22 protein-coding genes are annotated in these 23,088 nt (G+C 70.5%); 10 read left to right on the top strand and 12 right to left on the bottom strand.

Going from position 1 to position 23,088, the window contains the following annotated elements:
- Nucleotides 1-6: 6 nt before the first annotated feature.
- From ACTWQN_RS24085 to ACTWQN_RS24100, 4 genes are all read right to left on the bottom strand, one after another.
- The gene (locus ACTWQN_RS24085) at nt 7-633 is read right to left on the bottom strand and encodes a pyridoxamine 5'-phosphate oxidase family protein (protein WP_443205816.1); all 627 of its coding nucleotides are present in this window, start codon (nt 631-633) and stop codon (nt 7-9) included.
- 206 nt (nt 634-839) lie between these two features.
- The gene (locus tag ACTWQN_RS24090; RefSeq protein ID WP_443205817.1) at nt 840-1,889 is read right to left on the bottom strand and encodes a PDR/VanB family oxidoreductase; all 1,050 of its coding nucleotides are present in this window, start codon (nt 1,887-1,889) and stop codon (nt 840-842) included.
- On the bottom strand, nt 1,889-2,770 hold the full coding sequence (locus tag ACTWQN_RS24095) for a metal-dependent hydrolase (RefSeq protein ID WP_443205818.1): 882 nt from the start codon (nt 2,768-2,770) through the stop codon (nt 1,889-1,891). Before ACTWQN_RS24095 ends, ACTWQN_RS24090 begins: the two co-directional genes overlap by 1 nt.
- Before the next feature lie 12 nt (nt 2,771-2,782).
- Nucleotides 2,783-4,552: an SDR family oxidoreductase gene (locus tag ACTWQN_RS24100; protein WP_443205819.1), complete on the bottom strand. Its 1,770-nt coding sequence runs from the start codon at nt 4,550-4,552 to the stop codon at nt 2,783-2,785.
- Between the two features lie 152 nt (nt 4,553-4,704).
- Between ACTWQN_RS24100 and selA the strand changes: the two genes are divergently transcribed.
- The 3 genes from selA (at nt 4,705) to ku (ending at nt 8,819) form a co-directional block, all read left to right on the top strand.
- The gene (gene selA, locus ACTWQN_RS24105) at nt 4,705-5,994 is read left to right on the top strand and encodes an L-seryl-tRNA(Sec) selenium transferase (protein WP_443205820.1); all 1,290 of its coding nucleotides are present in this window, start codon (nt 4,705-4,707) and stop codon (nt 5,992-5,994) included.
- Entirely contained in the window at nt 5,994-7,787 is a 1,794-nt protein-coding gene (selB, locus tag ACTWQN_RS24110) for a selenocysteine-specific translation elongation factor (protein WP_443205821.1), read from the top strand. Before selA ends, selB begins: the two co-directional genes overlap by 1 nt.
- A gap of 72 nt (nt 7,788-7,859) precedes the next feature.
- On the top strand, nt 7,860-8,819 hold the full coding sequence (gene ku / locus ACTWQN_RS24115; RefSeq protein WP_443205822.1) for a non-homologous end joining protein Ku: 960 nt from the start codon (nt 7,860-7,862) through the stop codon (nt 8,817-8,819).
- A 36-nt stretch (nt 8,820-8,855) separates the two neighbouring features.
- Here the strand turns inward: ku and paaE are convergent, their stop codons facing one another.
- Genes paaE through paaZ form a run of 6 tightly spaced genes read right to left on the bottom strand, consistent with a single transcriptional unit; the run spans nt 8,856 to nt 14,677 of the window.
- Nucleotides 8,856-9,959 (bottom strand): 1,2-phenylacetyl-CoA epoxidase subunit PaaE, encoded by a 1,104-nt coding sequence (gene paaE, locus ACTWQN_RS24120; RefSeq protein ID WP_443205823.1) that lies wholly within the window; start codon nt 9,957-9,959, stop codon nt 8,856-8,858.
- A 1-nt stretch (nt 9,960) separates the two neighbouring features.
- Nucleotides 9,961-10,467, bottom strand: a complete 507-nt coding sequence (gene paaD, locus ACTWQN_RS24125; protein WP_443205824.1) for a 1,2-phenylacetyl-CoA epoxidase subunit PaaD — start codon at nt 10,465-10,467, stop codon at nt 9,961-9,963.
- Nucleotides 10,461-11,345: a 1,2-phenylacetyl-CoA epoxidase subunit PaaC gene (gene paaC, locus ACTWQN_RS24130; protein ID WP_443205825.1), complete on the bottom strand. Its 885-nt coding sequence runs from the start codon at nt 11,343-11,345 to the stop codon at nt 10,461-10,463. The genes paaD and paaC overlap by 7 nt, the downstream gene beginning before the upstream one ends.
- A 10-nt stretch (nt 11,346-11,355) precedes the next feature.
- Complete coding sequence (gene paaB / locus ACTWQN_RS24135; protein ID WP_443205826.1) at nt 11,356-11,667, bottom strand: 1,2-phenylacetyl-CoA epoxidase subunit PaaB; 312 nt, start codon at nt 11,665-11,667, stop codon at nt 11,356-11,358.
- On the bottom strand, nt 11,664-12,632 hold the full coding sequence (paaA, locus tag ACTWQN_RS24140; protein ID WP_443205827.1) for a 1,2-phenylacetyl-CoA epoxidase subunit PaaA: 969 nt from the start codon (nt 12,630-12,632) through the stop codon (nt 11,664-11,666). Before paaA ends, paaB begins: the two co-directional genes overlap by 4 nt.
- 2 nt (nt 12,633-12,634) lie before the next feature.
- Nucleotides 12,635-14,677 (bottom strand): phenylacetic acid degradation bifunctional protein PaaZ, encoded by a 2,043-nt coding sequence (gene paaZ, locus ACTWQN_RS24145; RefSeq protein ID WP_443205828.1) that lies wholly within the window; start codon nt 14,675-14,677, stop codon nt 12,635-12,637.
- A gap of 321 nt (nt 14,678-14,998) precedes the next feature.
- Here paaZ and ACTWQN_RS24150 point away from each other — a divergent pair, with 321 nt between their 5' ends.
- From ACTWQN_RS24150 to ACTWQN_RS24165, 4 genes are all read left to right on the top strand, one after another.
- Nucleotides 14,999-15,619, top strand: coding sequence for a TetR/AcrR family transcriptional regulator (locus ACTWQN_RS24150; RefSeq protein ID WP_443205829.1), 621 nt, complete (start codon nt 14,999-15,001; stop codon nt 15,617-15,619).
- Nucleotides 15,620-16,091: 472 nt separating this feature from the next.
- Nucleotides 16,092-16,718: a hypothetical protein gene (locus ACTWQN_RS24155; protein WP_443205830.1), complete on the top strand. Its 627-nt coding sequence runs from the start codon at nt 16,092-16,094 to the stop codon at nt 16,716-16,718.
- A gap of 94 nt (nt 16,719-16,812) precedes the next feature.
- Nucleotides 16,813-17,769 carry a phytoene/squalene synthase family protein gene (locus tag ACTWQN_RS24160; protein ID WP_443205831.1) on the top strand — a complete coding sequence of 319 codons (957 nt, stop codon included), beginning with the start codon at nt 16,813-16,815 and terminating at the stop codon, nt 17,767-17,769.
- A gap of 202 nt (nt 17,770-17,971) precedes the next feature.
- On the top strand, nt 17,972-18,298 hold the full coding sequence (locus tag ACTWQN_RS24165; protein WP_443205832.1) for a hypothetical protein: 327 nt from the start codon (nt 17,972-17,974) through the stop codon (nt 18,296-18,298).
- Between the two features lie 28 nt (nt 18,299-18,326).
- Here the strand turns inward: ACTWQN_RS24165 and ACTWQN_RS24170 are convergent, their stop codons facing one another.
- A complete protein-coding gene (locus ACTWQN_RS24170; RefSeq protein ID WP_443205833.1) occupies nt 18,327-19,493 on the bottom strand; it encodes a S8 family peptidase in 1,167 nt (388 codons plus the stop codon).
- Between the two features lie 270 nt (nt 19,494-19,763).
- Between ACTWQN_RS24170 and ACTWQN_RS24175 the strand changes: the two genes are divergently transcribed.
- Together ACTWQN_RS24175 and ACTWQN_RS24180 are read left to right on the top strand one after the other, a co-directional pair.
- Complete coding sequence (locus tag ACTWQN_RS24175) at nt 19,764-20,597, top strand: SDR family NAD(P)-dependent oxidoreductase (RefSeq protein ID WP_443205834.1); 834 nt, start codon at nt 19,764-19,766, stop codon at nt 20,595-20,597.
- 38 nt (nt 20,598-20,635) lie between these two features.
- Nucleotides 20,636-21,070: a universal stress protein gene (locus ACTWQN_RS24180; RefSeq protein ID WP_443205835.1), complete on the top strand. Its 435-nt coding sequence runs from the start codon at nt 20,636-20,638 to the stop codon at nt 21,068-21,070.
- Nucleotides 21,071-21,194: 124 nt separating this feature from the next.
- Here the strand turns inward: ACTWQN_RS24180 and ACTWQN_RS24185 are convergent, their stop codons facing one another.
- On the bottom strand, nt 21,195-21,959 hold the full coding sequence (locus tag ACTWQN_RS24185) for an IclR family transcriptional regulator (protein WP_443205836.1): 765 nt from the start codon (nt 21,957-21,959) through the stop codon (nt 21,195-21,197).
- Nucleotides 21,960-22,117: 158 nt separating this feature from the next.
- Between ACTWQN_RS24185 and ACTWQN_RS24190 the strand changes: the two genes are divergently transcribed.
- Nucleotides 22,118-23,044, top strand: coding sequence for a U32 family peptidase (locus tag ACTWQN_RS24190; RefSeq protein ID WP_443205837.1), 927 nt, complete (start codon nt 22,118-22,120; stop codon nt 23,042-23,044).
- Nucleotides 23,045-23,088 lie beyond the last annotated feature (44 nt).

The following is a 23,088-nucleotide window of genomic DNA, read 5'->3' on the forward strand; positions in this document are numbered from 1 at the left end:
TCACGACTAGTAGAGGTGGTTGGCGTACTGGTCGCCGTAGTAGCGCTGCAACTCGGTCAGCGAATCCTGCGCGCGTTCCAGGAGTTTGGCGATCTGCGCCCGGGACGGCACCGAATCCGGTTGCCAGGTCTCGGGTTCCCACAGCCCGGAGCGCAGGAAGGCCTTGGCGCAGTGGTGGAAGATCTGCTCGATCTCCACGACCAGCGCCAATACCGGCCGATGCCCCTTCACCACCATGTCGTCGAAGAACGGCGCGTCGCGCACCAGCCGGGCGCGGCCGTTGATCCGCAGGGTGTCACCGCGGCCCGGGATGAAGTAGATCAACCCGACGTGCGGATTCGACAGCACGTTGCGGAAACCGTCGACCCGCTTGTTGCCCGGCCGCTCCGGGATGGCGATGGTGGCCTCGTCCAGCACCAGCGTGAACCCCGCCGGGTCGCCCTTGGGCGAGACGTCGCAGGTGCCGTCCGCGGCGGAGGTGGCGATCAGGCAGAACGGCGATGCCGCCAGCCACTTCCGGTCCATCTCGTGCAGCTTCTTCCGTTCCTTCTCCCGAACCCGGGGCAGCGGTTCGCCCACCACTTCCCGGAGTTCCGCCGCCGAGGTGACCTCGACCAGACCGGCGAGTTCCATGCGTCCTCCCGAGCTCAGCTATGCGCTCGACACTAGGCCGCGAGCGGCCACCACCGGTAGTCGGTTTCTCACATCTCGGGCTGGTCGGATCGACGCTTGCTGTTCCCGCGCCAACACCGAACTGGTGTCGGTGGCTGGCGCGGGTCACGACCGCTACCTCACCCACCGCGCGGAGGTGGGGCGGACGCCGACCTCCTCCGGCGTGCTCAGAGGTCCAGCACCACGCGGTCGGCGGCTCGGGAGACGCAGATCGCCATCCGGCCATCGGCCGCTCGGCCCCGGTGCTCGACCGCACCGGCGAGGACTCGGACGTGGCAGGTGCCGCAGAAGCCCTGGCGGCACGAGTAGGGCACCTCCGGTACCGCCTCGCCGATCACCTCCAGCGCCGAGCGGTCCGCGGGCACCCGCAGCCGGATGCCGGTGCGGGCGAGTTCCACGTCGAAGGGGCGACCGCCGACGATCGGCGGCGCCGAGAACCGTTCCCAGTGCAGCGAATCCGCCCCGCTGCCCGGCAGGTCCACCCGAACTCCGGTGATCATCGGGACCGGCCCGCAGCAGTACACCGTCGCGGCCCTCGGCGCGTGCTCCAGCAGTTCCGCACCGGATGCCGGGATGCCGAACTCGGTGTCCGGCCGGATCCACACCCGCTCCGGGGCCAACGACCGCAGTTCGTCGACGAACGGCATCGACTCCCGCGACCGTCCGGTGTAGACCAGCCGCCAGTCCGCGCCACGCGCCGCCGCGGTGCGCACCATCGGCAGGATCGGTGTGATGCCGATACCGCCCGCGATGAACAGGTAGCGCGGTGCGGTGATGAACGGGAACGCGTTGCGGGGTCCGCGTGCGGTGATCCGGCTACCAGGTCGCAGGTCGTGGATCTCGCGGGATCCGCCGCCACCGTCGGCCAGCCGCCGAACCGCGATCCGGTAGTACCCGCGCTCACCCGGCTCCCCGCACAGCGAGTACGGCCGCTTCCGGCCCGAGGGCAGCAGGACGTCCAGGTGCGCGCCGGGCTGCCAGGCCGGAAGCACTCCGCCGCCCGGATCGGTCAGCCGCAGGCTGACCACCTCATCGACCGCCGCCTGGATTTCCGAGACCACCAACGGGATGTCGCGATCCACCGGCCGCGCTGGCGGGTGGTTTCGTCGGCTGTTGCGGTGCAGCCACTCCATGCCGGAGGTGAACTTGTCCAGGGTCCACAGGAAGCGGTCCGGACCGGGTCGGTTCAGCGCTGGCGGGACCGTGCGATCGGCCATCAGCGCTCGGCCGCCCGCGCGGCGGGCGATTTCGCCAGGTACGCCACGGCTTGGCTGGTCGAGCCGTGCTGCGCAGGGTGGTAGCCGCGGCGGAAGTAGGCGGGCACGGCCCGCAGCAGCTGCCAGTAGCTCGGTGTCAACCCGAGTCGACCGGTGCGCAGCAGGTCCCGCCAGCGGGGCTTGCGCCTACCGCGCAGCACCGGATCGGCGGCCATCAGGAATCGCACCCCGCGCACCCACAGGATCGCCAGCACCGCTATCGCGATCACCATCGCCCGGCTGCGTTGCAGGTAACCGCCGTCGACGTGCATGTACACGTCGAAGGCCACCGACCGGTGCTCGACCTCCTCCGCACCGTGCCAGCGCAGCAGATCGAGCATGGTCGGATCAGCACCGGCCGCGTCCAACTCCGCCGCGTCCAACACCCACTGGCCGAGGAACGCCGTGTAGTGCTCGATCGCCGCGATCAGCGCAAGCCGCTGGACCAGCCAGGATTCGGCGCGCACGCCGCCGTGCGGCCGGTCGCCGAGGACCTTGCGGAACATCCAGCCGACCTGCGCGACGAACGGCCGGGTGTCCAGCCCGTGCGCGTCGAAGTGGTCCAGCACGCCCTGGTGCGATTCGGCGTGCACCGCCTCCTGGCCGACGAAGCCGCGAACGTCCTCCAGCAGCCGGTCGTCCTTGATCAGCGGCAGCGCCTGCTTGAAGACCTCGATGAACCAGCGCTCGCCTTCGGGCAGCACGAGGTGCAGGAAGTTGACGACGTGGGTGGCGAACGGTTCGCCGGGGATCCAGTGCATCGGCAGTCGGGACCAGTCGAACTCGACATCGCGCGCCTGCAGCGCGACGCGGTCCGGCTCCCCCGGATCGACGTGGGACATGCCCCACCTCCTTCAGCGCGGCGTCAGATCGGCCCTGGCTGCGGCGCGCAGCAGGCCGGGGGTCAGGCGGGACAGCACCAACCCGACCCGGGCCTCGGCGGTGATCGGCGCGACCGCGACGTCCCGCCGCACGGCGCGCAGGATCTCGGCCGCCGCGCGCTGCGGCGTGAAGTTCCGCCGCTGGTAAAGCCGCTCGGCGGCGCCGCGGCGCCGGTCCTGCTCGGCATCGGTGACGCCGACGAACCGGGTGCTGGTCGTGATGCCGGTGTTGACCAGACCGGGGCAGACCGCGGTCACCCTGATGCCCTCGGCGGCCAGTTCGATGCGCAGGCACTCGCTGAGCGCCAGCACCGCGGCCTTCGTGGTGCTGTAGGCCGGAAGCACGCGGGAGGGCAGGTAAGCGGCGGCCGATGCGACGTTGACGATCCGGCCGCCTTCGCCGCGTTCGATCATCTGCGCCGCGAACAACCGGCAGCCGTGGATGACGCCCCACAGGTTGATGTCGATGGCCCGTTCCCAGTCGGCGACCGCGGTGTCCACGAAGGAGCCCGCGATGCCGATCCCGGCGTTGTTGACCACCACATCCGGGGTGCCCAGTTCGGCGTGCACGTGCTCGGCGAAGCGCGCCATGCCCGCCTGATCGGCGACGTCGACGCGGTAGGGCGTGGCGCCCGCGCCGGTGCGCGCGATCTGCTCGGCGGTGCGTTCGGCGGCGGATCCGTCGATGTCGGCGGCGACCACGTGCGCCCCCTGCGCGGCGAAGGCCAGCGCGGTGGCCTGGCCGATCCCGCTGCCCGCACCGGTGATCACCACGAGGTGGTCCTGGAAGAAGTGCCGTCCCGGCCGCACCCGGCTGCGCCGCAGGGCGCGTGACTCCGGGCCGCCTTCGACGTGCTCGATCAGTTCCGAGGTGCACCGCGCGACGAGTTCCGGTCGGGCGCGTGGCAGCCAGTGCCCGCCGGGCAGGCTGCGCACCCGCAGGTTCGGCACCCACGGCGCGATCTCGGTCTGCAGCGGCGCGGAAACGAACGGATCGCCGTTGGGCGCGAGCACCTGGACCGGAAGGTCGGTGCGGCGCTCCCCTGGTTTCGTCATGCGCGCACCCATGTTCGCCCGGTACAGCTGCAATCCGTGCAGGCCGTCGGACAGCGCGGGCCGCGCCGGATTCGCCGCGGAATGCGGGTCGAACCGCTCCAACCTGGTGATCAGCTTCGGCAGCAGTCCGGTTCGCCAGACCAGTTCGGGCAGCACCGGGAGTTGGAAGAAACCGATGTAGCCGGAGCAGATCAGCTGCGTGATCAGCTCGCGCAGGGCCCGCGGGGTCGGTCGGCGCAGCTTCGCGCGCATCCACCGGCCGACGTGGTCCAGGCACGGCCCGGAGATCGAGGTGAACGACGCGAACCGCTCGGTCGACCGGGGCTCGGTGACCGCGTGCCAGGCCTGCACGGATCCCCAGTCGTGGGCGAGCAGGTGCACCGGCCGGTGCGGGCTGACCGCGTCGATGACCCGGCCGAGATCGTCGGTGAGGCGATCCAGCCGGTAGGCCTCGACCGGCTGGGGCTGGTCCGACTCCCCCGCCCCGCGCACGTCGTAGGTGACCACGTGGTACTTCGCGGCCAGCGCCGTCACCACGCCGTCCCAGACCCCGTGGTCGTCGGGGTAGCCGTGCACCGCCAGCACCGTCGGGGCGCTGGGATCGCCGTGTTCCCACACGGCCAACCGCAGGCCATCAGCGGTGTCGAGCCACCTGGCGGAGTCCGCTTCTCGCGGTGTGCGGGCCATACCCCGCAGCGTACTAACCTTGTCAACGAACATTGTCACAGTCGACTTGTTCCAGAATGGTTGATGCTGCCCGTTTCGGGCATCACAGCAGGCGAAACAGCACGCAACCACTTGACCGGCCCGTCCAGCGGCGCGGACCTATAGTGCGGGTCATGGCCGACCCGCGGCAGCGAGTGCCGGGCACCGACCAGGTGCTGGCCCAGCCCGAGGTGGCCGCCGCGACGGCACACCTGGGGCACCGGCTGGTCAAGCAGGCCGTGCACACCGCGCAGGACCGGGCTCGCACCGGCGAGATCGGGCCGACCGAAGTCGTCGCCGCAACCCTGGCCGCACTGCCGGATGCGGCGTCGAGCATCCGGCCGGTGCTCAACGCGACCGGCGTCCTGCTGCACACCAACCTCGGTCGCGCACCGCTGTCCGAAGCAGCCATCGACGCCCTGCGACAAGCCGCCGGAACCACCGATGTCGAACTCGACCTGTGCACCGGTCGACGCGGCCAGCGCGGTGCGGCCACCGTCTCGGCGCTACTCGCGGCCGTGCCGCGTGCGGATGCGGCGCACGTGGTCAACAACGGCGCGGCCGCCCTGGCGCTCGCCGCGACCGCGCTCGCGCAGGGGCGCGAAATCGTGTTGGCCCGCGGCGAGATGATCGAGATCGGCGACGGCTTCCGCGTTCCCGAATTGCTCACCGCCACCGGCGCACGGCTGCGCGAGGTCGGCACCACCAACCGGGTCCGGCTCGACGACTACCAGGCGGCACTGGGGCCGGATACCGGATTCATCCTCAAGGTGCACCCGTCGAACTTCGTGATCAGCGGCTTCACCGCGGCCGTCCCGGTCGCCGCGCTGCGCGAACTCGACGCGCCCGTGGTGGCCGACATCGGTTCGGGCTTGCTGCGGCCGCATCCGGTGCTGCCGCAGGAGCCCGATGCCGCCACCACGCTCGCCGACGGCGCCGATCTGGTCATCGCCAGCGGCGACAAGCTGCTCGGCGGCCCGCAGGCGGGACTGCTGTTGGGCAGCACCGAAATCGTGCACCGGCTGCGGCGGCACCCGTTGGCTCGCGCGATGCGCGTCGACAAGCTCACCCTCGCCGCGCTGGAGGCCACCCTGCGCGGCCCGAGCACGCCGACCGCGTTGGCGCTGCGCCAAGACCAAGCGCGGCTGCGGCACCGCGCCGAGCGACTCGCGGCGGCACTGGGCGCGGCAGGCGTCGCGGCGTCAGTGCAGCCCAGCGAGGCGACCGTGGGAGGCGGCGGTGCGCCCGGCGTCGTGCTGCCCAGTGCGGCAGTCGCACTGCCCGTGCGTTTCGCCGAACTGCTGCGCGAAGGGCGCCCACCGGTGCTCGCCCGCATCGAAAACGAGCACTGCCTGCTGGACCTCGCTGCGCTCGCCCCCGAGCACGACGAGGACCTGCGGCGCGCGGTGCTGGCGGTCACCTGATGCACGTCATCGCCACCGCCGGGCACGTGGATCACGGCAAATCCACGCTCATCCGCCAGCTCACCGGGATGGAGCCGGACCGCTGGGCGGAGGAACGTCGCCGGGGCCTGACCATCGACCTCGGGTTCGCGTGGACCCGGCTGCCCGACGGCTGCACCGCAGCGTTCGTCGACGTACCCGGCCACGAGCGATTCGTGCCCAACATGCTGGCCGGGGTCGGCCCGGTGCCCGCCGTGCTGTTCGTCGTCGCCGCCGACGAAGGCTGGATGCCGCAATCCAGCGAACACCTCGACGCCCTCGACGGCCTCGGCGTGCGGCACGGGCTGCTCGCCATCACCCGCTGCGACCTGGCCGATCCGCGGTCGGCGACCGAACAGGCCCGCGACCGGCTGCGCGACACCGGACTGGCCGACATACCCGCGGTGCACGTCAGCGGCCGCACCGGCGCCGGGATCGGCGAACTGCGGCACGAGCTCGACGAACTCATCCACCGGCTGCCCGAGCCGGACCGGGATGCCGACGTGCGTCTCTGGGTGGATCGCGCGTTCACCATCCACGGCGCCGGAACGATCGCAACCGGCACCCTCGCCGCTGGCACCCTGCGCCACGGCGACCAGCTGCACCTGCATCCAGCCGACGCGGAAGCGGCGGTTCGCGGCTTGCAGGCGCTGGGATCGACCCAACGACAGGTCGGTGCGCTCGCGCGGGTGGCGGTGAACCTGCGCGGTGTAGACCTCGACCAGGTGCGGCGCGGCAGCGCACTGCTCACCCCGAAGCGCTGGCTGAGCACCGATGTCCTCGATGCCCGGATCTTCCGCACACCGGTCGCCGATCTGCCGCGCGAGCTCATGCTGCACATCGGCGCGGCGGCCGTCAGCGCGCGTGTCCGCCCACTCGGTCACGACACCGCCCGACTCGCGCTGCGCGCGCCGCTGCCGCTGCGCATCGGCGACCGAGCGCTGCTGCGCGACCCGGGAAGCCAGCGCATCTGCGGTGGCCTGATCGTGCTCGATGTGCGTCCACCGCAGTTGACCAGGCGCGGCGCGGCCCGCGCGCGAGCGGTGGAACTGGCCACCATCGACGGTCGGCCCGACGGCGCGGCGGAACTGCGGCGGCGGCGCCTGATCCGGGCCGATGAACTGCGCGCGATGGGAGCCACCCCGCCCGGTCCCGGGCCGTGGCTGTTGGACGAAGCGCACCGAACCGATCTCGGCGACCGGCTCGCGGAGTTGCTGGCGCAGCACCACCGGAGCAACCCGCTCGATGACGGGATGCCCGCCGAAGCCGCGCGCCGAGCACTGGGCCTGCCCGATCCCGCACTGCTGTCCGAAATCGCGCCGGTCGCCGGTGCGTCTCTGCGGGCCGGACGGCTGCGGCGGGGACCGGCACCGCTGCCCGCGAACGTGCACCACGCGGTCGAGCAGATCAGGCGAGCACTCGCCGACCACCCGTTCCAGGCGCCGACCGCCGAGGAACTCGCCGCGCTCGGCCTCGGCGACAAGGAACTCGCGGCCGCCGAACGCATCGGCGCGCTACTGCGGCTGGCTCCCGGTCTGGTGCTGCTGCCGGACGCCGAGCAGGCCGCGCTGCCGCGCCTGGCGACGCTGCCCGAGCCCTTCACACCCAGCCAAGCCCGCCGGGCACTGGACACCTCGCGTCGCGTTGCGGTTCCCTTGCTGGAACTGCTCGCTCGCCACGGCCGAACGCAGCGCCTACCCGACGGGACCCACCGCCTCGTTTCCCAACCCCTCGCCTCGGGAAATACCGAGGGCAACTGGACGCCACGGCGATGAGCGGGAGTTCTGCGATCTTGCGCACACCACCGCATGGTGAACATCGGTGGTGCTCGGCGATGGGAGGCAGCCATGCCGCGGAAGATCTGGACCGGCTCGATCAACTTCGGTCTGGTGACCATTCCGGTCGGGCTCTACGCCGCGACCGAGGATCACACCATCCAATTCCACCAGTACGCGCGCGGGACCACCGACCGGATCCGCTACCGCCGAGTCAACGAACGCACCGGCGAGGAAGTCGGCTACGGCGACATCGTCAAGGGCCGTGAGGTCGACGGCGGGATCATCAGCGTCGAGCAGTCCGAACTCGACGAGATCGCCCCCGGTCGCTCCCGCACGATCGACATCACCACTTTCGTCGACCTCGGCGAGATCGACCCGGTGCACTTCCAGAAGACCTATTGGCTGGCGCCCAACAGCAAGGAGCACTTCCGGCCCTACAACCTGCTGCGCGAAGCGATGCGCGAAACCAGTCAGGCAGGGATCGCCACGTTCGTACTGCGCGGCAAGCAATACCTCACGGCGGTGCGCGCCGACGACACCGTGCTGGCGCTGAACACCCTGTACTTCGCCGACGAGATCCGGGATCCGAGCGAGCTGGTCGGCGATGCGGACGTGCAGGCGAAGCCGTCCGACAAGGAACTGCAGATGGCCACCACGATCATCGAATCGATGAGCGGGCCGTGGGAGCCGGAGGAATACGAGGACACCTACACCGCGAAGGTCGAGGAGTTGCTGGCGGAGAAGGCGCGCGGCGGCGAGGTGGCCGCAGCGGAAGCACCGCCGCAGCCGACCGACGTCATCGACCTCACCGAGGCGCTGCGCCGCAGCGTCGACGAGGCCCGCAAGGGCCGCAAGCGGGCGACCGAAGACCTGTCCGGGCTGACCAAGGCCGAGCTCGACGATCGTGCCAAGCAACTGGACATCAAGGGCCGTTCCAAGATGAAGCGGGCGGAGCTGGAGGAAGCCGTCGCCGCAGCCAGCCAGGAGTCCATCGGCACCCGGGGCCGCCGCTCCCGCAAGGCATCCTGACAACCGTCCACTCTGGACTGGTTTGGGGACCTCGGGTCAGGCGTCGTAGTCGACCGCGACGATGTCGGTGACCGGCAGGGACTGGCAGGTCAGGACGAAGCCCTCGGCGACCTCGGACTCCTCCAGCGCGAAGTTGCGGCGCATCCGGACCTCGCCGCAGGTGAGCTTCGCCCGGCAGGTGCCGCAGACGCCGCCCTTGCAGGCGAACGGCAGGTCGGGTCGGACGCGTTGGGCGGCGTCGAGGATCGGGACGTCGCGGGGCAGCGGCATCGACGTCGAACGACCGTCCAACAGCACCGTGACCTCGCTGGTCGGGCCCTCGATCGCCGGTTCGTCGTGGCGCGCCGGTTCCGGCGGCACGTCCTCGACGTAGAACAACTCCCGGTGGATCCGCTCGGTGGGCACGCCGCTTTCCCGCAGCACGTCCTGGGCGTCGCGGACCATGCCGTACGGCCCGCACAGCCACCACTGGTCGACCTCGTCGGCATCGACCACTGCGGACAGCATCGCTCGGACTTTCGCCGCGTCCAACCGGCCGGTGAACAGCTCCGACTCGCGCGGTTCCCGCGAGAGCACGTGCACCAGCTCCAACCGGGCCGGGTAGCGATCCTTCAGATCGGCGAGTTCATCGGTGAACATCACCGTGTCGCTGCGGCGGTTGCCGTAGAGCAGCGTCACCGTCGCATTCGTCTCCCGCAGCACCGATGCCACGATGGACAGCACCGGGGTGATGCCCGAGCCGGCGGCGATGCACACGTGGCGTTCGTGCGCGGTGAGATCCGGGGTGAAACCGCCGGTGGGCGGCAGCACCTCGATCTCGTCGCCGGGCTTGATCTCGCGCACCAGCCAGGTGGAGAACACCCCGCCCGGCACGTGTCGCACACCGATCCGCGGCGCCGAACCGTGCGGGGCGCAGATCGAGTAGGACCGGCGCTCCTCGCGACCGTCGATCCGGCGGCGCAGCGTCAACGACTGGCCCGGCCGGAAGGAGAACTCCTCGGCGAGCTCCGGCGGTACGTCGAAGCGCACCGCGACCGCGTCCTCGCACAGCCGCTCCACCTGGCTGACCCGCAACGGGTGGAACGACGTGCGACGGCGCCGCACCGGGGTCGGCGCGTCGATGGGGGCGGGACGGACCACGTCAGATCTCCTTGAGGTGCTCGAAAGGTTCGCGGCACGAGCGGCAGCGGCGCAGCGCCTTGCAGGCGGTCGAGCCGAACCGCGAGACCTGCTCGGTGTCCGGCGAACCGCACTGCGGGCAGCGGATTCGGGCGCGTGGCGGGGTCAACGTCAGGGGCACCGGACCGGATGCCCGCTGCGGTGCGGCGCCCGGTGGGGCGATGCCGTAGTCGGCGAGCTTCTGCCGCCCCATCGCGCTGATCCAGTCGGTGGTCCACGGCGGATCCAGCACGGTGCGCACCTCGACGTCGGCGAAACCCGCTTCGTGCAGCCGACTGTTGAGGTCGCTGCGCATCTCGTGCATCGCCGGGCAACCGGAATAGGTGGGCGTGATAGACACGACCACCACCCCATCGTCGGTCAGCTCGACATCGCGCAGCACCCCGAGGTCGGCCAGCGTCAACACCGGCAGCTCCGGATCGGTGACCGACTCCGCGACCGCACGTGCGTACTTGGTACCCGTCACCACGTCGCCTCCGGGTGCGCTCGGGCCAGGATCTGCATCTCGGCGAGCAGATGGCCCAGGTGTTCGGTGTGGATGCCGTCGCGGCCCAGCCGCCCGGCGACCCCGGCCAGCGCCGACGTCTCGGGGCGTCGCAGCGTCGCGGCCGCGACGACCTGCGCCAGCACGTCGTCGAATTCGGCACGGGTCTGCGCGGGATCCGCGCCGACCCCGGCCGCGACCATCTCGCGGTCGGTGGCGTTCGGCGCGAACAGCTCGTCGACCAGCGGCCACGCCTCGTCGAGTCCGCGCTGCATCCGAGCGTGCGAGAGCTCGGTGCCATCACCGAGCCGAGTCGTCCACTGCGCCGCGTACTCGCGGTGGTAGGCCAGTTCCTTGACGCCCTTGGCCGCGATCGCCGCCAGAACCGGATCCCGCGACTCGGCCAGCCGGGCGAACAGGGCGAGGCGCCAGGTGGCCAACACCAGCAGCCGGGCGATGGTCTGGGCGAAGTCGCCACCGGGCAGCTCGACCAGCCGCACGTTGCGGTACTCCCGCTCGTCGCGGAAGTACGCCAGTTCGTCCTCGCCGCGCCCGCTGCCGTCGGCCTGACCGGCCCGAGCCAGCAGCAGTCGCGCCTGGCCGAGCAGGTCCAGCGCGATGTTGGCCAACGCCAGTTCGTCCTCCAGCTCCGGCGCGCGGGTCACCCATTCGATCAGCCGCTGCGCGGCGATCAGGGCGTCATCGCCCAACATCAGGCAGTACCTGCCGAGCGCGGCACCGTCCACCCCGTCGGGCAGGGCGGTGTCCACTCCGGACAGTGGATCGTCGAAACCGGTACCGAAGGCCCAGCGGGATTCTCCTTCGACGGCGGTCAATGCTTCGTAGGCGTTGTCGAACGACATCAGGCCGACCTCACATGTGCGGAACGTGGTCGGGAATGCGGTAGAAGGTGGGGTGCCGGTACACCTTGTCGCCGCTGGGCGCGAAGAACGGGTCCTTCTCGTCCGGGCTGGACGCGGTGATCGCATCCGCCCGCACCACCCAGATGCTCACACCTTCGTTGCGCCGGGTGTACAGGTTGCGCGCGTTGTGCAGCGCCATTTCTTCGTCCGGGGCGTGCAGCGACCCCACGTGCACGTGGTTCAAACCCCGCTTGCCGCGGACGAAAACCTCGAACAGCGGCCACGAGGACCGCGGCGCGCCCGCGCTGTTTTCCGAACTCATCGCGCGACCTCCGTCTCTCGGGCGGCCTGCTTGGCGGCGTGGGCGGCGGCCGCATCGCGCACCCACTGCCCCTCCTCGTGCGCCGCGCGGCGCCGGGCCAGGCGCTCCTCGTTGCAGGGCCCGTTTCCGGCGATCACCCGCTTGAGCTCCGACCAGTCGGGCTCGCCGAAGTCGTAGTGCTCGCGGGCTTCGTTCCAGCGCAGCGCGGGGTCTGGCAGCGTGACACCGAGCGCCTCGGCCTGCGGCACGGTCATGTCGACGAACCGCTGCCGCAGCTCGTCGTTGGTGTGCCGCTTGATCCGCCACGCCATGGACTGCTGGGTGTTGGGCGAGTCGACATCCGGCGGGCCGAACATCATCAGCGACGGCCACCACCAGCGGTTCGTCGCGCCCTGCACCATCTCCCGCTGTTCGGCGGTACCGCGCATCATCGTCAGCAGCAGTTCGTAGCCCTGCCGCTGGTGGAAGGACTCCTCCTTGCAGATCCGGACCATCGCCCGCGCGTAGGGCCCGAACGAACTGCGGCACAACGGCACCTGGTTGCAGATCGCCGCGCCGTCCACCAGCCAGCCGATGACGCCGATGTCGGCGAAGGTCAGCGTCGGGTAGTTGAAGATCGACGAGTACTTCTGCCGCCGGGTGATGAGCTTCTCGGTCAGCTCCGAGCGGTCCACGCCGAGCGTTTCGGCCGCCGAGTACAGGTAGAGCCCGTGCCCGGCCTCGTCCTGCACCTTGGCCAGCAGGATCGCCTTGCGACGCAGGCTCGGGGCCTGGCCCAGCCAGTTGCTCTCGGGCTGCATGCCGATGATCTCGGAGTGCGCGTGCTGGGCGATCTGGCGCACCAGGGTCTTGCGGTACCCCTCTGGCATCCAGTCCCGTGGTTCGATGCGCTGGTCGTGGGCGATCCGGTCGTCGAAGTGCTGCTGCAACCCGACGTCGTCCAACCGGTCAACCGTGCTCGTCATCGTCACCCCTGCTCCCCCGGCCGCTTGGCCACCAGCGTGAGCACGTCGTACTTGGCCACCGAGGCGCCGTCCTGGTTGGTCACGTCGACGTCCCAGCGCACCTCGCCGTGCTCGGCGCCGAGGCGCGGCGTGATCTGCTTCGCGGTCATCGTCACGGTCAGCTCGTCACCGGGATAGGTCGGTGTGAGGAACCGGAGGTTCTCCAGCCCGTAGTTGGCCAGCACCGGGCCCGGATCCGGATCGACGAACAGCCCGGCGGCGAAGGACACCACCAGGTAGCCGTGCGCGACGCGCCCGTCGAAGAACGGGTTGGCCTTCGCCGCCTCCTCGTCGGTGTGCGCGTAGAAGGTGTCGCCGGTGAACTCGGCGAAGTGCTCGACGTCCGCCAACGTCACCGTTCGCGGCCCGGCGATCACCGTGTCACCGATGCGCAGTTCGTCCAGGTATTTGCGGAACGGGTGCTCCTCGGTGATGTTGCGCGGGGTTCCGGCCGTCCACTGGCCGGTGATGGCGGTCAGCACCGCCGGATCGGCCTGCACCGCGGTCCGCTGCATGTGGTGCAGCACCCCGCGGATGCCGCCCATCTCCGCACCGCCACCGGCCCGTCCTGGCCCGCCGTGCACCAGCGCGGGCAACGGCGAGCCGTGCCCGGTGTTCTCCTTGGCGTTGTCCCGGTTGAGCACCAGCATCCGGCCGTGCCGCGACGCCGCGCCCAGCACCACCTCGCGCGCGAACGCGGGGTCCGCGGTCACCACGGAACCGGTCAGACTGCCCTTGCCGCGCCGGGCCAACTCGACGGCCTGCGCGGTGGTCTCGTACGGCAGCACGGTGCTGACCGGGCCGAACGCTTCCACCTCGTGCGGCTGCGGCTGGCCCGGGTCGTCGCAGCGCACCAGCAGCGGCGCCAGGAAGGCACCGCGCTCCGGATCGGCGTCGACGACCTCGACCCGGTCCGGAGCGCCGTGCACCAGGCTCCCGGCCTCCAGCAACGCCTTCAGCGACCGCCGGACCTCTTCGCGCTGTTCCAGGCTGGCCAGCGCGCCCATCCGCACCGCCGCCGAAGCGGGGTTGCCGACGACCACCTCGTCCAGCCGTGCCCCGGCCGCCGCGATCACCTCGTCGATCCGGTTCGCCGGTACCAGCGCACGTCGGATGGCGGTGCACTTCTGCCCGGCCTTGACCGTCATCTCGGTGACCAGTTGCTTGACGAACAGGTCGAACTCGTCGGTACCAGGTGCGGCGTCCGGCCCCAGGATCGAACAGTTCAACGAGTCCGCTTCGACGTTGAACCGCACCGAGTTCGCCGCCACCACGGGGTGGCTGCGCAACCGCTGGCCGGTGGCCGCCGAGCCGGTGAACGACACCAGGTCCTGGTCGGTCAGGTGCTCGAACAAGTCGCCCACGCCGCCGCAGAGCAGCTGGACCGATCCCGTTGGCAGCAGGTCCGAGGCAACCATCAGCTCGACCAGCCGGTGCGTGAGGTACGCGGTCTGGCTGGCCGGTTTGATCAGGCTCGGCACCCCGGCCAGGAAAGCGGGCGCGAACTTCTCCAGCGGCCCCCAGACCGGGAAGTTGAACGCGTTGATCTGCACCGCGACACCCTGCAACGACGTGCAGATGTGCTGGCCGACGAACGTGCCGCCCTTGCCCAGCGGCTCGACCCCGCCGTCGACGTACGTGGTGCCGTCGGGCAGTTCCCGCCGCCCCTTGCTGGCGTAGCCGAACAGCACCCCGATGCCGCCGTCGACGTCGAACTTGGCGTCGCCGAGCGTGGCGCCGGTACACGCGGACAGCGCGTACAGCTCCTCGCGGTGCTCGCGCAGGTACGACGCGAGGCTCTTCAGCAGCGCGGCCCGCTGGTGGAAGGTCAGCTCCGCCAGCGCGGGACCACCCCGGCCGCGCCCGTGCGCCAGCACCGCTGCCATGTCGATCCCGGCCGAGGAGACCCGCGCGATCTCCGCGCCGGTCACCGCATCGTGCAACGGGACCCCGTCGTCCGACGGCGCGTGCCAGTCACCGTTGACGTAGCTCCGCAGGGCAGGCATGCACCCGACCTCCTCCGCTGAATTCTTTAACTGACCATTCGTTCGAAAATCTATCACTCGCAGCCGCTTCCCGACACCACCCGATACGGCTAAATTCGGCTGTACCGAGCCAGTTTCAACCGATTGGATCTCCGCTGCGGACCACGGGGGCGCGGCTCGGTGCGGCCCCGGATCCAGCCGACCTCGACTCGCGCCATCAAGGACGACGTGGGCGTCAGCACCGAGGTCAGCGTGCCGCGGTGCGAGTGCCGCAGGTGGGCGAAGCGGCTGGCGCCGCTTCAAGGACCAAGAACAACGAGGAGCTCTGAAATACTGCAGGCCATGGCAACAAACGCTGGGCGCTCGAACCGCCGAGGACGGCCGGGTTACGACCTGGGCCGACTGCTGGACGTCACGGTCCGGGTGTTCAACGAGCGCGGCTACGAGGGCACCAGCATGGAGGACCTCTCCCACCGACTGGGCATCACCAAGTCGGCGATCTACTACCACGTTCCCAGCAAGGACGAGCTGCTGCGGCTGAGCGTCAACCGCGCGCTGGACGCGCTGTTCGCGGTCACCGAGGAAGAGGCGTCGACCACCGGCAAGGCCATCGACCGGCTCGAACACGTGGTCCGGCGCAGCATCGAGGTGCTGGTGGCCGAATTGCCGTTCGTCACGCTGCTGCTGCGGGTGCGGGGCAACACCAAGGTCGAGCGGCAGGCGCTGGCCCGGCGGCGCGAGTTCGACCAGGTGGTCAGCGACCTGGTCAAGCGGGCCGAAGAGGAGGGCAGCATCCGGCCGGACGTCGATCCGGCGCTGACCAGCAGGCTGCTGTTCGGCATGGTCAACTCGATCATCGAGTGGTACAAGCCCAGCCGCGGACTGCGGGCGGCCGAGATCGCCGACGCGGTGACCAAGATCGCCTTCGACGGCCTGCGCACCACTTCCAGCCAGTCCTGTTGATTTTCCGGATCTCGGCGTCATATTCGCCGCCTGGTCCTGTCTCGGTTCACGTGGGTGTTCTGGAGCGCCCGCGACGCGCGCGGAAAGCAGCGGGGGTTCCTCGTGCGACAGACCGTCGGCCGCGCCCGGGATGCGGGCCGCGGCCGACGGTCCCGTCAGCCGCCACGGGCGTGGTGTGGCGCACAGTGCGCGAATGCCGCCGCTTGGACACTCCGGACTGCTCCGCCACAGGTGAGAAATCCTCAACTTGTGGGTGACAAAAGGCCCCTGCGATCTCGGCCGCACTGCGCTTACGCTGCTGCGATGTGGCCGCCCAGGACCCGGTGGCCACAAGGCGGATCCGCTGAACTGGGGACAGCGGAAGCACCTGGGGCATCGGCCGATGGGCCGGTACGTTCTGCGGTCTTCAGCGGAATTCAAGGTCCGCCCTCCCTCTCGCCCTGATCCGTGGACGAGCACTCTGGAGGCGACTGTGTCAAGGCTTGAGTCGGTAGCTCGCGCCTTCCTCCGCTACCTCTACGAGGACAACCGCTTCCGCCCTGAGGTGGCGGACTTCTTCGACAGCCCGGCAGTCGAGGCCACCGCGCTGCAGCCCTCGTGGGCCGAACTCACCAACGTGCTGCAGACGCTGCGCGAGCACGAACTGATCGCGACCAGCGGCGTCGGCCAGCAGGGCGCGCCCGCCCGCGCCGGGCTGACCGGGTCCGGCTTGATCTGCGCCGGTCGGCACGGCGGCGACATCGGTTCGTGGTCGCGCGCGCAGGCGGTCGCGGTGCTCGACGAGCCGCCAGAACCCTTGGTGCCCACCCAGCCGGGGCCGCCCGCGGTGCTGGACCTCACCGGGGTGACCCGGGTGGCCAAGGTGGTGCTGCTCGCGCTGCCCACGGTGCACGCTCGCTACGGCGACACCGTCGAGATCGAACTGACCGCGCGACGGCTGTGCGACGCGGCCCGCCAGGACAACCCGGACCGACGGCGGGTGCGCCTGCTCGCCTACCGGTTGCGCGGCGAACTGGCCACCGGTTCGGTGGCCAACACCCTCGGCGTGGTCCTCCTCGACGGCCTCGACGAGGCACTCACCGAGAGCGGCCTCACCTGAACCGTCCTAATAGGACTCCGCAGGCAGTGACCGGGTTCACCGCGGGCCACTACCGTGCGCACCCTGGCGCACTCGGTGTGCTGAGATTCCCGGTATGCACACCGGCCCCAGGTCGCAGGCGGCAGCGCGCCGCGAGCTCGATGCCGCGGGCGTCCAGCCCGACCTGCGCGCCGCCTACCAGCGGTGCCGGGCGCTGAACGCCGCGCACGGGCGCACCTACTTCCTGGCGACCCGCATGCTGACCGCGGCGCAGCGGCCGTCGGTGCACGCCCTGTACGGCTTCGCGCGCTGGGTCGACGACACCGTCGACGACACCGGACGAACGGTGTGGGACCGGCAGCAGGCGGTGGACCAGCTGGACCGCAAGTTACGCGCGGGCCTGCGCGCCGGGCGCAGCGACCACCCGATCTTGGCCGCACTCATCGATACCGTCGCCCGGCACCACATCGATCCCGCGCTGTTCACCGACTTCATGGCCTCGATGCGGATGGACCTGACCGTCCGCGACTACTCCACCCGCGCGGCGCTGGACGACTACATCCACGGATCGGCGGCCGTGATCGGACTCCAGCTGCTGCCGGTGCTCGGCACGGTGTGCCCGGTTGCCGAAGCCGAGCCCTACGCAGCGGCGCTGGGTGGCGCGTTCCAGCTGACGAACTTCCTGCGCGATGTAGGCGAGGACCTCGACCGCGGCCGGGTCTACCTGCCGATGGAGGAGCTGGCGGTGTTCGGCGTGGACCGGGACCGACTGACCTGGTGCCGGAGCACTGGGCACCCGGACCGCCTGGTGCGCCAGGCGCTGGCCGACCAGGTCGCGCGCACCCGCGCGGGCTACCGCGCAGCGCAGCCCGGGATCGCGCTGCTCGCACCGTGGTCCCGACCGTGCGTGACCACCGCGTTCACGCTGTACGGTGAGATCTTGGACCGCATCGTCGAGTCGGGTTACGACGTGTTCCGGCAACGGGTGGCGGTCTCCGGCTCGCGCCGCCTGAGCGTCGCGGCCTCGGCGGTCGGCGCGGTGCTCGCCACCCGACTGCGCGCCCGCCGCTGACCTGGCCGGACCGCATGTGACGGCCGGACCGCATGTGACGGCCCGGATCGCCACGCATGCCGCGCGCTCGGTCTGGGTAGTCCGCCAGGAGCGGGTTCCATCTTTACGGTGGGTGAAACCGGTGGTCCGGGTTTCGCCAACGGCCCGTCGGGGCGGAAACTTCGGAGAGCGCCGAAGCCCGGCGCTTGCGGGGGGCGACCAGATGGAAAGCGGAACGCCGTCTCGTTGGCACGACGTCAACGGGAACGCTGAGGTGATCGCACAGGCAGGCCGGAAGTTGGAGGACAGCGCGCGCAGCCTGTCGATCTCGGCTGCCGAAATCACCGGGGCGAAGGAGGCGTTGCTGGTCGTCGCCACGGCGGGTGCTCGCCTCGCCCGGCAGCTCGACACGCTGGCCAGCGCCTACGCGTCGCCGAACGTGGCCGAGCCGTCAGAAGTGCAGATCGCGCTCGACCAGGCCGCGGCCGCCGCCGAAGACCTCGGCAACTGCGCGAAGGTCGCCGCGCGGGCCATCGAAGACGAGGCGTGACCGCACGGCGACCATCGGCTGCTACGGGTTACGGCGCCTGAACCAGACCCGAGCCGACATCGGTGGCCGGTAGCCGCAGGCGGCGCGCCGACGACGACATCCGGGCCCACAGACCCCAGGCCCGCTCCTGGTACCGCTGGGCGTACAGCGCCGCGACGCCGGAGACGTGCGGGGTGGCCATGCTGGTCCCGCTGAGCTTCCGGTAGCGCTCCGCGCCCGGCCAGCTGGAGTAGACGTCGACGCCGGGACCGACGAAGTCCACCTGGCCGCTGTCGTCCACCGTGCCGCTGGAGAAGTCCGCGATCTGGATCTGCGGGTCGACCGCGCCGACGGCCATGATCGACGGGCAGTTCGCCGGGTGCCCCACCGGAGCGATCAACCCGGCGGAGCGTTCGCTTTCGTTGCCAGCGGCCGCGATGATCAGCGTGCCGCGCTCCATGGCGCGCTGCGCGACCCGCTCGAAGGCCCCCGAGTACGGCTCGCCGGGCTGCGCCGGTGCACCTAGCGACATGGACACGACGGAGCAGTTGTTGGCGATCGCCCACTGGATGCCGGAGAGGATGCCGCTGTCGGTACCGGAGCCGTCGTCGTCGAGCACCTTGCCCGCGTAGATGCTGGCCTGCGAGGCAATGCCGTAGCCGGGTCCGGCCTGCGAGCCCCGCGGGCCGCAGGAGGTGCCGATCACGTGCGTGCCGTGCCCGTGGCCGTCCTGCACTTCCAGGCCCTCGACGAAGGAACCGGTGACGATGTCGCGGTCGACGAAGTCGGGATGTCCCAGGTCCATGCCGGTGTCGAGGACGGCCACCCGGACGCCCCTGCCGGTGGGTTCGGCCTGATCGGCGTGCACGGCCTGCAGGCCCCAGGTGAATTCACCGCCAGCCGCGGCCGCTTCCGCGCCGATGGCGAACACCCGCCGCTCCGGCTCCAGCGCCGCGATCGGACCGGTTTCCCGTGCCGCGCGTTGCAGGGCGGTCGCCTGGTCGGGTGCGGCGGCGATCAGCGCGATGCCCAGCTCGTTCAGCACGACCCCGCCGGCTTCGCGGAACAGCTCCCCTGGCGCCGCGCCCGCCGCGTCAGCGGTGTTCGCGCAGCGGATGCCCGTGAGCCGGGTCAGCTCGCGGGTCCCGATGATGGTCGAATTGTCTTCCAGCAGCACCAGATAGCGTCCGGTGGAGCTCTCCTCGCTGGTGGTCATGGTCGCTCCCTCGGCGGGTTTCGATGCGGTGGTACACCGCACCGCTCTCAGATCTGTCGAGCATTACACTCAGTTACTAGAACCCGTACGGGTAAGGAATGCACATTCGGTGCCAATTGTCCCGGCATCCTCAGTGGATCGCCTGCGGCACAACGCTTTCGGGGTACCCAGGTCGGGGGAGCTTCCTCGTGACACGCACGCGGGGACGAAAACTTCCGACGCACATCCGCACACTGGAAGTGACCGACACCGGACGATTCGGAGCGAACCGTGCGAACACCCAACGAGCGAACCGTTCTCGTCACCGGCGCGACCAGCGGGCTCGGTAGAGCGCTGGCCGGGCGCCTCGCCCAGTCCGGTTCCCGAGTGCTGATCCACGGCCGCGACGCGCGGCGAGCCGAACGCGTGCGGGCGGAGATCGCGGCGGCCACCGGCGCGGATCGGCTCGACGTGCTGATCGCCGACCTCGCCGAGCTGCGCCAGGTCGAGCAGCTGGCGGTCGACGTCCGGTTGCGCTGCGACCGGCTCGACGTGCTGGTGAACAACGCCGGCATCGGTTCCGGGGCGCCGGGTAGCGGGCGCGCCGAGAGCCCGGATGGCGTCGAGCTGCGGTTCGCGGTGAACTACCTGGCCGGTTACCACCTGACCCGGTTGCTTCGACCGCTGCTGACCGCCTCGGCCCCGGCTCGGGTGGTCAACGTCGCCTCGGCCGGTCAGCGCCCGATCGACTTCGCCGATCCGATGCTGACCCGCGATTACCTCGGCACTCGGGCTTACGCGCAGAGCAAGCTCGCCCAGATCATGTTCACCTTCGACCTGGCCGAACAGCTGCGCGGCAGCGGGGTCACGGTGAACGCGCTGCACCCGGCGACGTACATGAACACCGCGATGGTTCGGGAGGCCGGGGTGAGCCCGGTGGACACGGTGGCCCAGGGCGTCCAGGCGACGATGCAGCTGGTCGCGGATCCGGGACTGGACGAGGTCACCGGTGAGTACTTCCATGGGATGCGCGCATGCCGCGCACTTGAGCAGGCCTACGACGAGCGAGCCAGGGCTCGACTGCGCGAACTGTCCGACAAGCTCGTCGAGCAGGCCCGCGGCTGACCCCACCACGGCGGGTCGCGGAATCGGAGGCTGGCGCCATGAACAGCGGGACCCAACGGAAGATCGTCGTCGGGGTGGACGGTTCGGAATCGTCCAAGTGCGCGCTGCGGTGGGCGTTGAAGCAGGCGGCGCTGTCCGGCGCCGTGGTGCAGGCGGTCACGTCCTGGGAGTTCCCCGCGTTCTACAGCTGGGAAGGCGGCCCGATGCCGCCGGACGACTTCGAGCAGGCCGCGCAGACCAGCCTCGATGACACCGTCGACGAGATCGAGCAGGAGGCCGGGCCAGCCGTGCCGATCCAGCGCGAACTCACCCACGGACACGCGGCCCAGGCATTGCTGGACGCTTCGGCGGACGCGGAACTGCTGGTGGTCGGCAGCCGCGGGCACGGCAGCTTCTACGGCGCGCTGCTGGGCTCGGTGAGCCAGCGGTGCGCCCAGCACGCCAAATGCCCAGTGGTGATCGTCCGACACTGAAAGCCTGAACTGATCCTGCGTAGCGGTACCGCTGGCGTCCCCGTTGAGGTGAAGGGTGAGGGGCACCCGTGACCAAGTAACCGGGTCACGGGTGCCCCTCACCTCGCCCGCATCGTTGTGGTGTTCAGGAAGCTAGGTGGCCGAGGCGTTCGGAGAGGGTGGCCGCGCCTTCTCGGACGAGTTCGCGCAGCGCCGCTTCGGTCTCGTCGTTCCAGCGCAGGATCGGCACCGAGATGCTCATCGCGGCGACGACCTGACCGGACTGGTCGCGCACCGGGGAGGCCACGCAGGCCACCGATTCGTTGGACTCGCAGTACTCGCGAGCCACCCCGTCCTTGGCGATCGCGTCGAGTTCGCGGCGCAGCGCCTTGCGGCTGGTGATGCTGTGCTCGGTCATCGCGTCCAGGCGGCCGTTGCTGTAGAGCTCGTCGACCTCGGCGCGCGGCAGGGCTGCCAGCAGCGCCTTGCCCAGCGCGGTGCAGTGCGCGGGCAGCCGTCGTCCCACCGCCGAGACCATCCGCACCGGGTGGCTGCTGTCGACCTTGGCCACGTACAGCACGTCGGCTCCGTCGCGGACCCCGACGTGCACGGTCTCCTGGCAGCGCTCGGCGATCTCCTCGGCCACCAGTTGTCCCTCGCGGGCCAGGTCCAGCCGCTCGGCGTAGGCGGCACCGAGTTGGAAGCCGCGAACGCCCAACCGGAACCGGTTGCTGCCCCGACCGGCGGGCATCAGGTAACCGCGTTCGCTGAGCGTGCCGACCAGTTCGTGCACCGTGGTGCGCGGCAGGCCCAGCCGCGCGGTGATCTCCGGCGCGCTGAGCTCGTGGCTGTCCAGGAACAGTTCCAGGACGTCGAAGGCCCGTTCCACGGCAGGTACCGCTCGTGCCACCGCGCTCCTCCCCTGTCGCGCCTCGGCGGACCGTTGGTTGACCGATATTTCGAACATCGTATCCGATACCGGCCAACGTAGGAGCTACCGCTTGACCACTCGATCCCGCTGGCCATACGATCGAACGAACGTTGTTCGGAATATCGAACGGAGCATTGGTGCGCCAGACACGTGAATTCCTGCGATCCCAAGGATTGCCCGCCGAGGACGCCCCGATCACCAGCACCAAGCGGTTCCCCGACGGCGCGCAGTACCGGGTGGAAATCCCCAGCACCGAAGGGCCGGAAGTGCTCGACGCGGTGCTCGCCGAGGCGGACGCGCGACAGGTGCTCGTGCACCGCATATCCCAGGGCAGCGGCGGCATGCTGCTCACCGACGACGAACTGGACGCCATGGCGAGCACGGCGGCCGCCCGTTCGATCGAACTGAGCCTGTTCGCCCGGCCGCTGGCCGGCTGGGACACCAGCCCGATGGCCACCGCCTCGGCCGGTGGCCCGGTGGCCGCCCAGGCGCGCGGCACCGAACAGCTGGTGCACGTGCTGGAAGACATCCGCCGCACCGCCGACGCGGGCATCCGCAGCGTGCTGGTCACCGATCTCGGGGTGCTCAAGGTCGCCTCGGCGATGCGCGCCGCCGGTGATCTGCCGCCGGACATGCAGTTCAAGATCAGCGTCCAAATGGGACTGGCGAACCCCGCCGCGGTGCGCATCGCCGAGGACCTCGGCGCCGACACCTACAACGTGCCCACCGATCTGAGCATCGGGCAGCTGGCCGCCATCCGCGCCGCGACCGAACTGCCGCTGGACATCTACGTGGAAGCGCCCGACGACATGGGCGGTTTCGTCCGGCACTTCGAAATCGCCGAGATCGTGCGGGTCGCCGCCCCGGTGTACGTCAAGTTCGGGCTGCGCAACGCTCCGAACATCTACCCCAGCGGCAGCCACCTGACCCCCACTGCGATCGCGCTGGGCCGCGAGCGGGTGCGCCGTGCCCAGATCGGCCTGGACATGCTGCGCCGCTACGCCCCGGACGCCAAGGCCTCCACGCTCCCCGCCGAAGGGCTTGCCGTGCCCACCTCCGGATAATCCACTGTGGACCGCGGGTGGGCGTTGACGGAGACCGGTGGCCC

The sequence above is a fragment of the Saccharopolyspora antiqui genome (genome assembly GCF_052246905.1).
Taxonomy (GTDB): domain Bacteria; phylum Actinomycetota; class Actinomycetes; order Mycobacteriales; family Pseudonocardiaceae; genus Saccharopolyspora.

Excerpts from the sequence above, each read along its gene's own strand:
- ACTWQN_RS24085 (WP_443205816.1), bottom strand. The coding sequence starts at position 633 with ATGGAACTCGCCGGTCTGGTCGAGGTCACCTCGGCGGCGGAACTCCGG.
- ACTWQN_RS24090 (WP_443205817.1), bottom strand. The coding sequence starts at position 1,889 with ATGGCCGATCGCACGGTCCCGCCAGCGCTGAACCGACCCGGTCCGGAC.
- ACTWQN_RS24095 (WP_443205818.1), bottom strand. The coding sequence starts at position 2,770 with ATGTCCCACGTCGATCCGGGGGAGCCGGACCGCGTCGCGCTGCAGGCG.
- ACTWQN_RS24100 (WP_443205819.1), bottom strand. The coding sequence starts at position 4,552 with ATGGCCCGCACACCGCGAGAAGCGGACTCCGCCAGGTGGCTCGACACC.
- selA (WP_443205820.1), top strand. The coding sequence starts at position 4,705 with ATGGCCGACCCGCGGCAGCGAGTGCCGGGCACCGACCAGGTGCTGGCC.
- selB (WP_443205821.1), top strand. The coding sequence starts at position 5,994 with ATGCACGTCATCGCCACCGCCGGGCACGTGGATCACGGCAAATCCACG.
- ku (WP_443205822.1), top strand. The coding sequence starts at position 7,860 with ATGCCGCGGAAGATCTGGACCGGCTCGATCAACTTCGGTCTGGTGACC.
- paaC (WP_443205825.1), bottom strand. The coding sequence starts at position 11,345 with ATGTCGTTCGACAACGCCTACGAAGCATTGACCGCCGTCGAAGGAGAA.
- paaB (WP_443205826.1), bottom strand. The coding sequence starts at position 11,667 with ATGAGTTCGGAAAACAGCGCGGGCGCGCCGCGGTCCTCGTGGCCGCTG.
- paaA (WP_443205827.1), bottom strand. The coding sequence starts at position 12,632 with ATGACGAGCACGGTTGACCGGTTGGACGACGTCGGGTTGCAGCAGCAC.
- paaZ (WP_443205828.1), bottom strand. The coding sequence starts at position 14,677 with ATGCCTGCCCTGCGGAGCTACGTCAACGGTGACTGGCACGCGCCGTCG.
- ACTWQN_RS24150 (WP_443205829.1), top strand. The coding sequence starts at position 14,999 with ATGGCAACAAACGCTGGGCGCTCGAACCGCCGAGGACGGCCGGGTTAC.
- ACTWQN_RS24160 (WP_443205831.1), top strand. The coding sequence starts at position 16,813 with ATGCACACCGGCCCCAGGTCGCAGGCGGCAGCGCGCCGCGAGCTCGAT.
- ACTWQN_RS24165 (WP_443205832.1), top strand. The coding sequence starts at position 17,972 with ATGGAAAGCGGAACGCCGTCTCGTTGGCACGACGTCAACGGGAACGCT.
- ACTWQN_RS24170 (WP_443205833.1), bottom strand. The coding sequence starts at position 19,493 with ATGACCACCAGCGAGGAGAGCTCCACCGGACGCTATCTGGTGCTGCTG.
- ACTWQN_RS24180 (WP_443205835.1), top strand. The coding sequence starts at position 20,636 with ATGAACAGCGGGACCCAACGGAAGATCGTCGTCGGGGTGGACGGTTCG.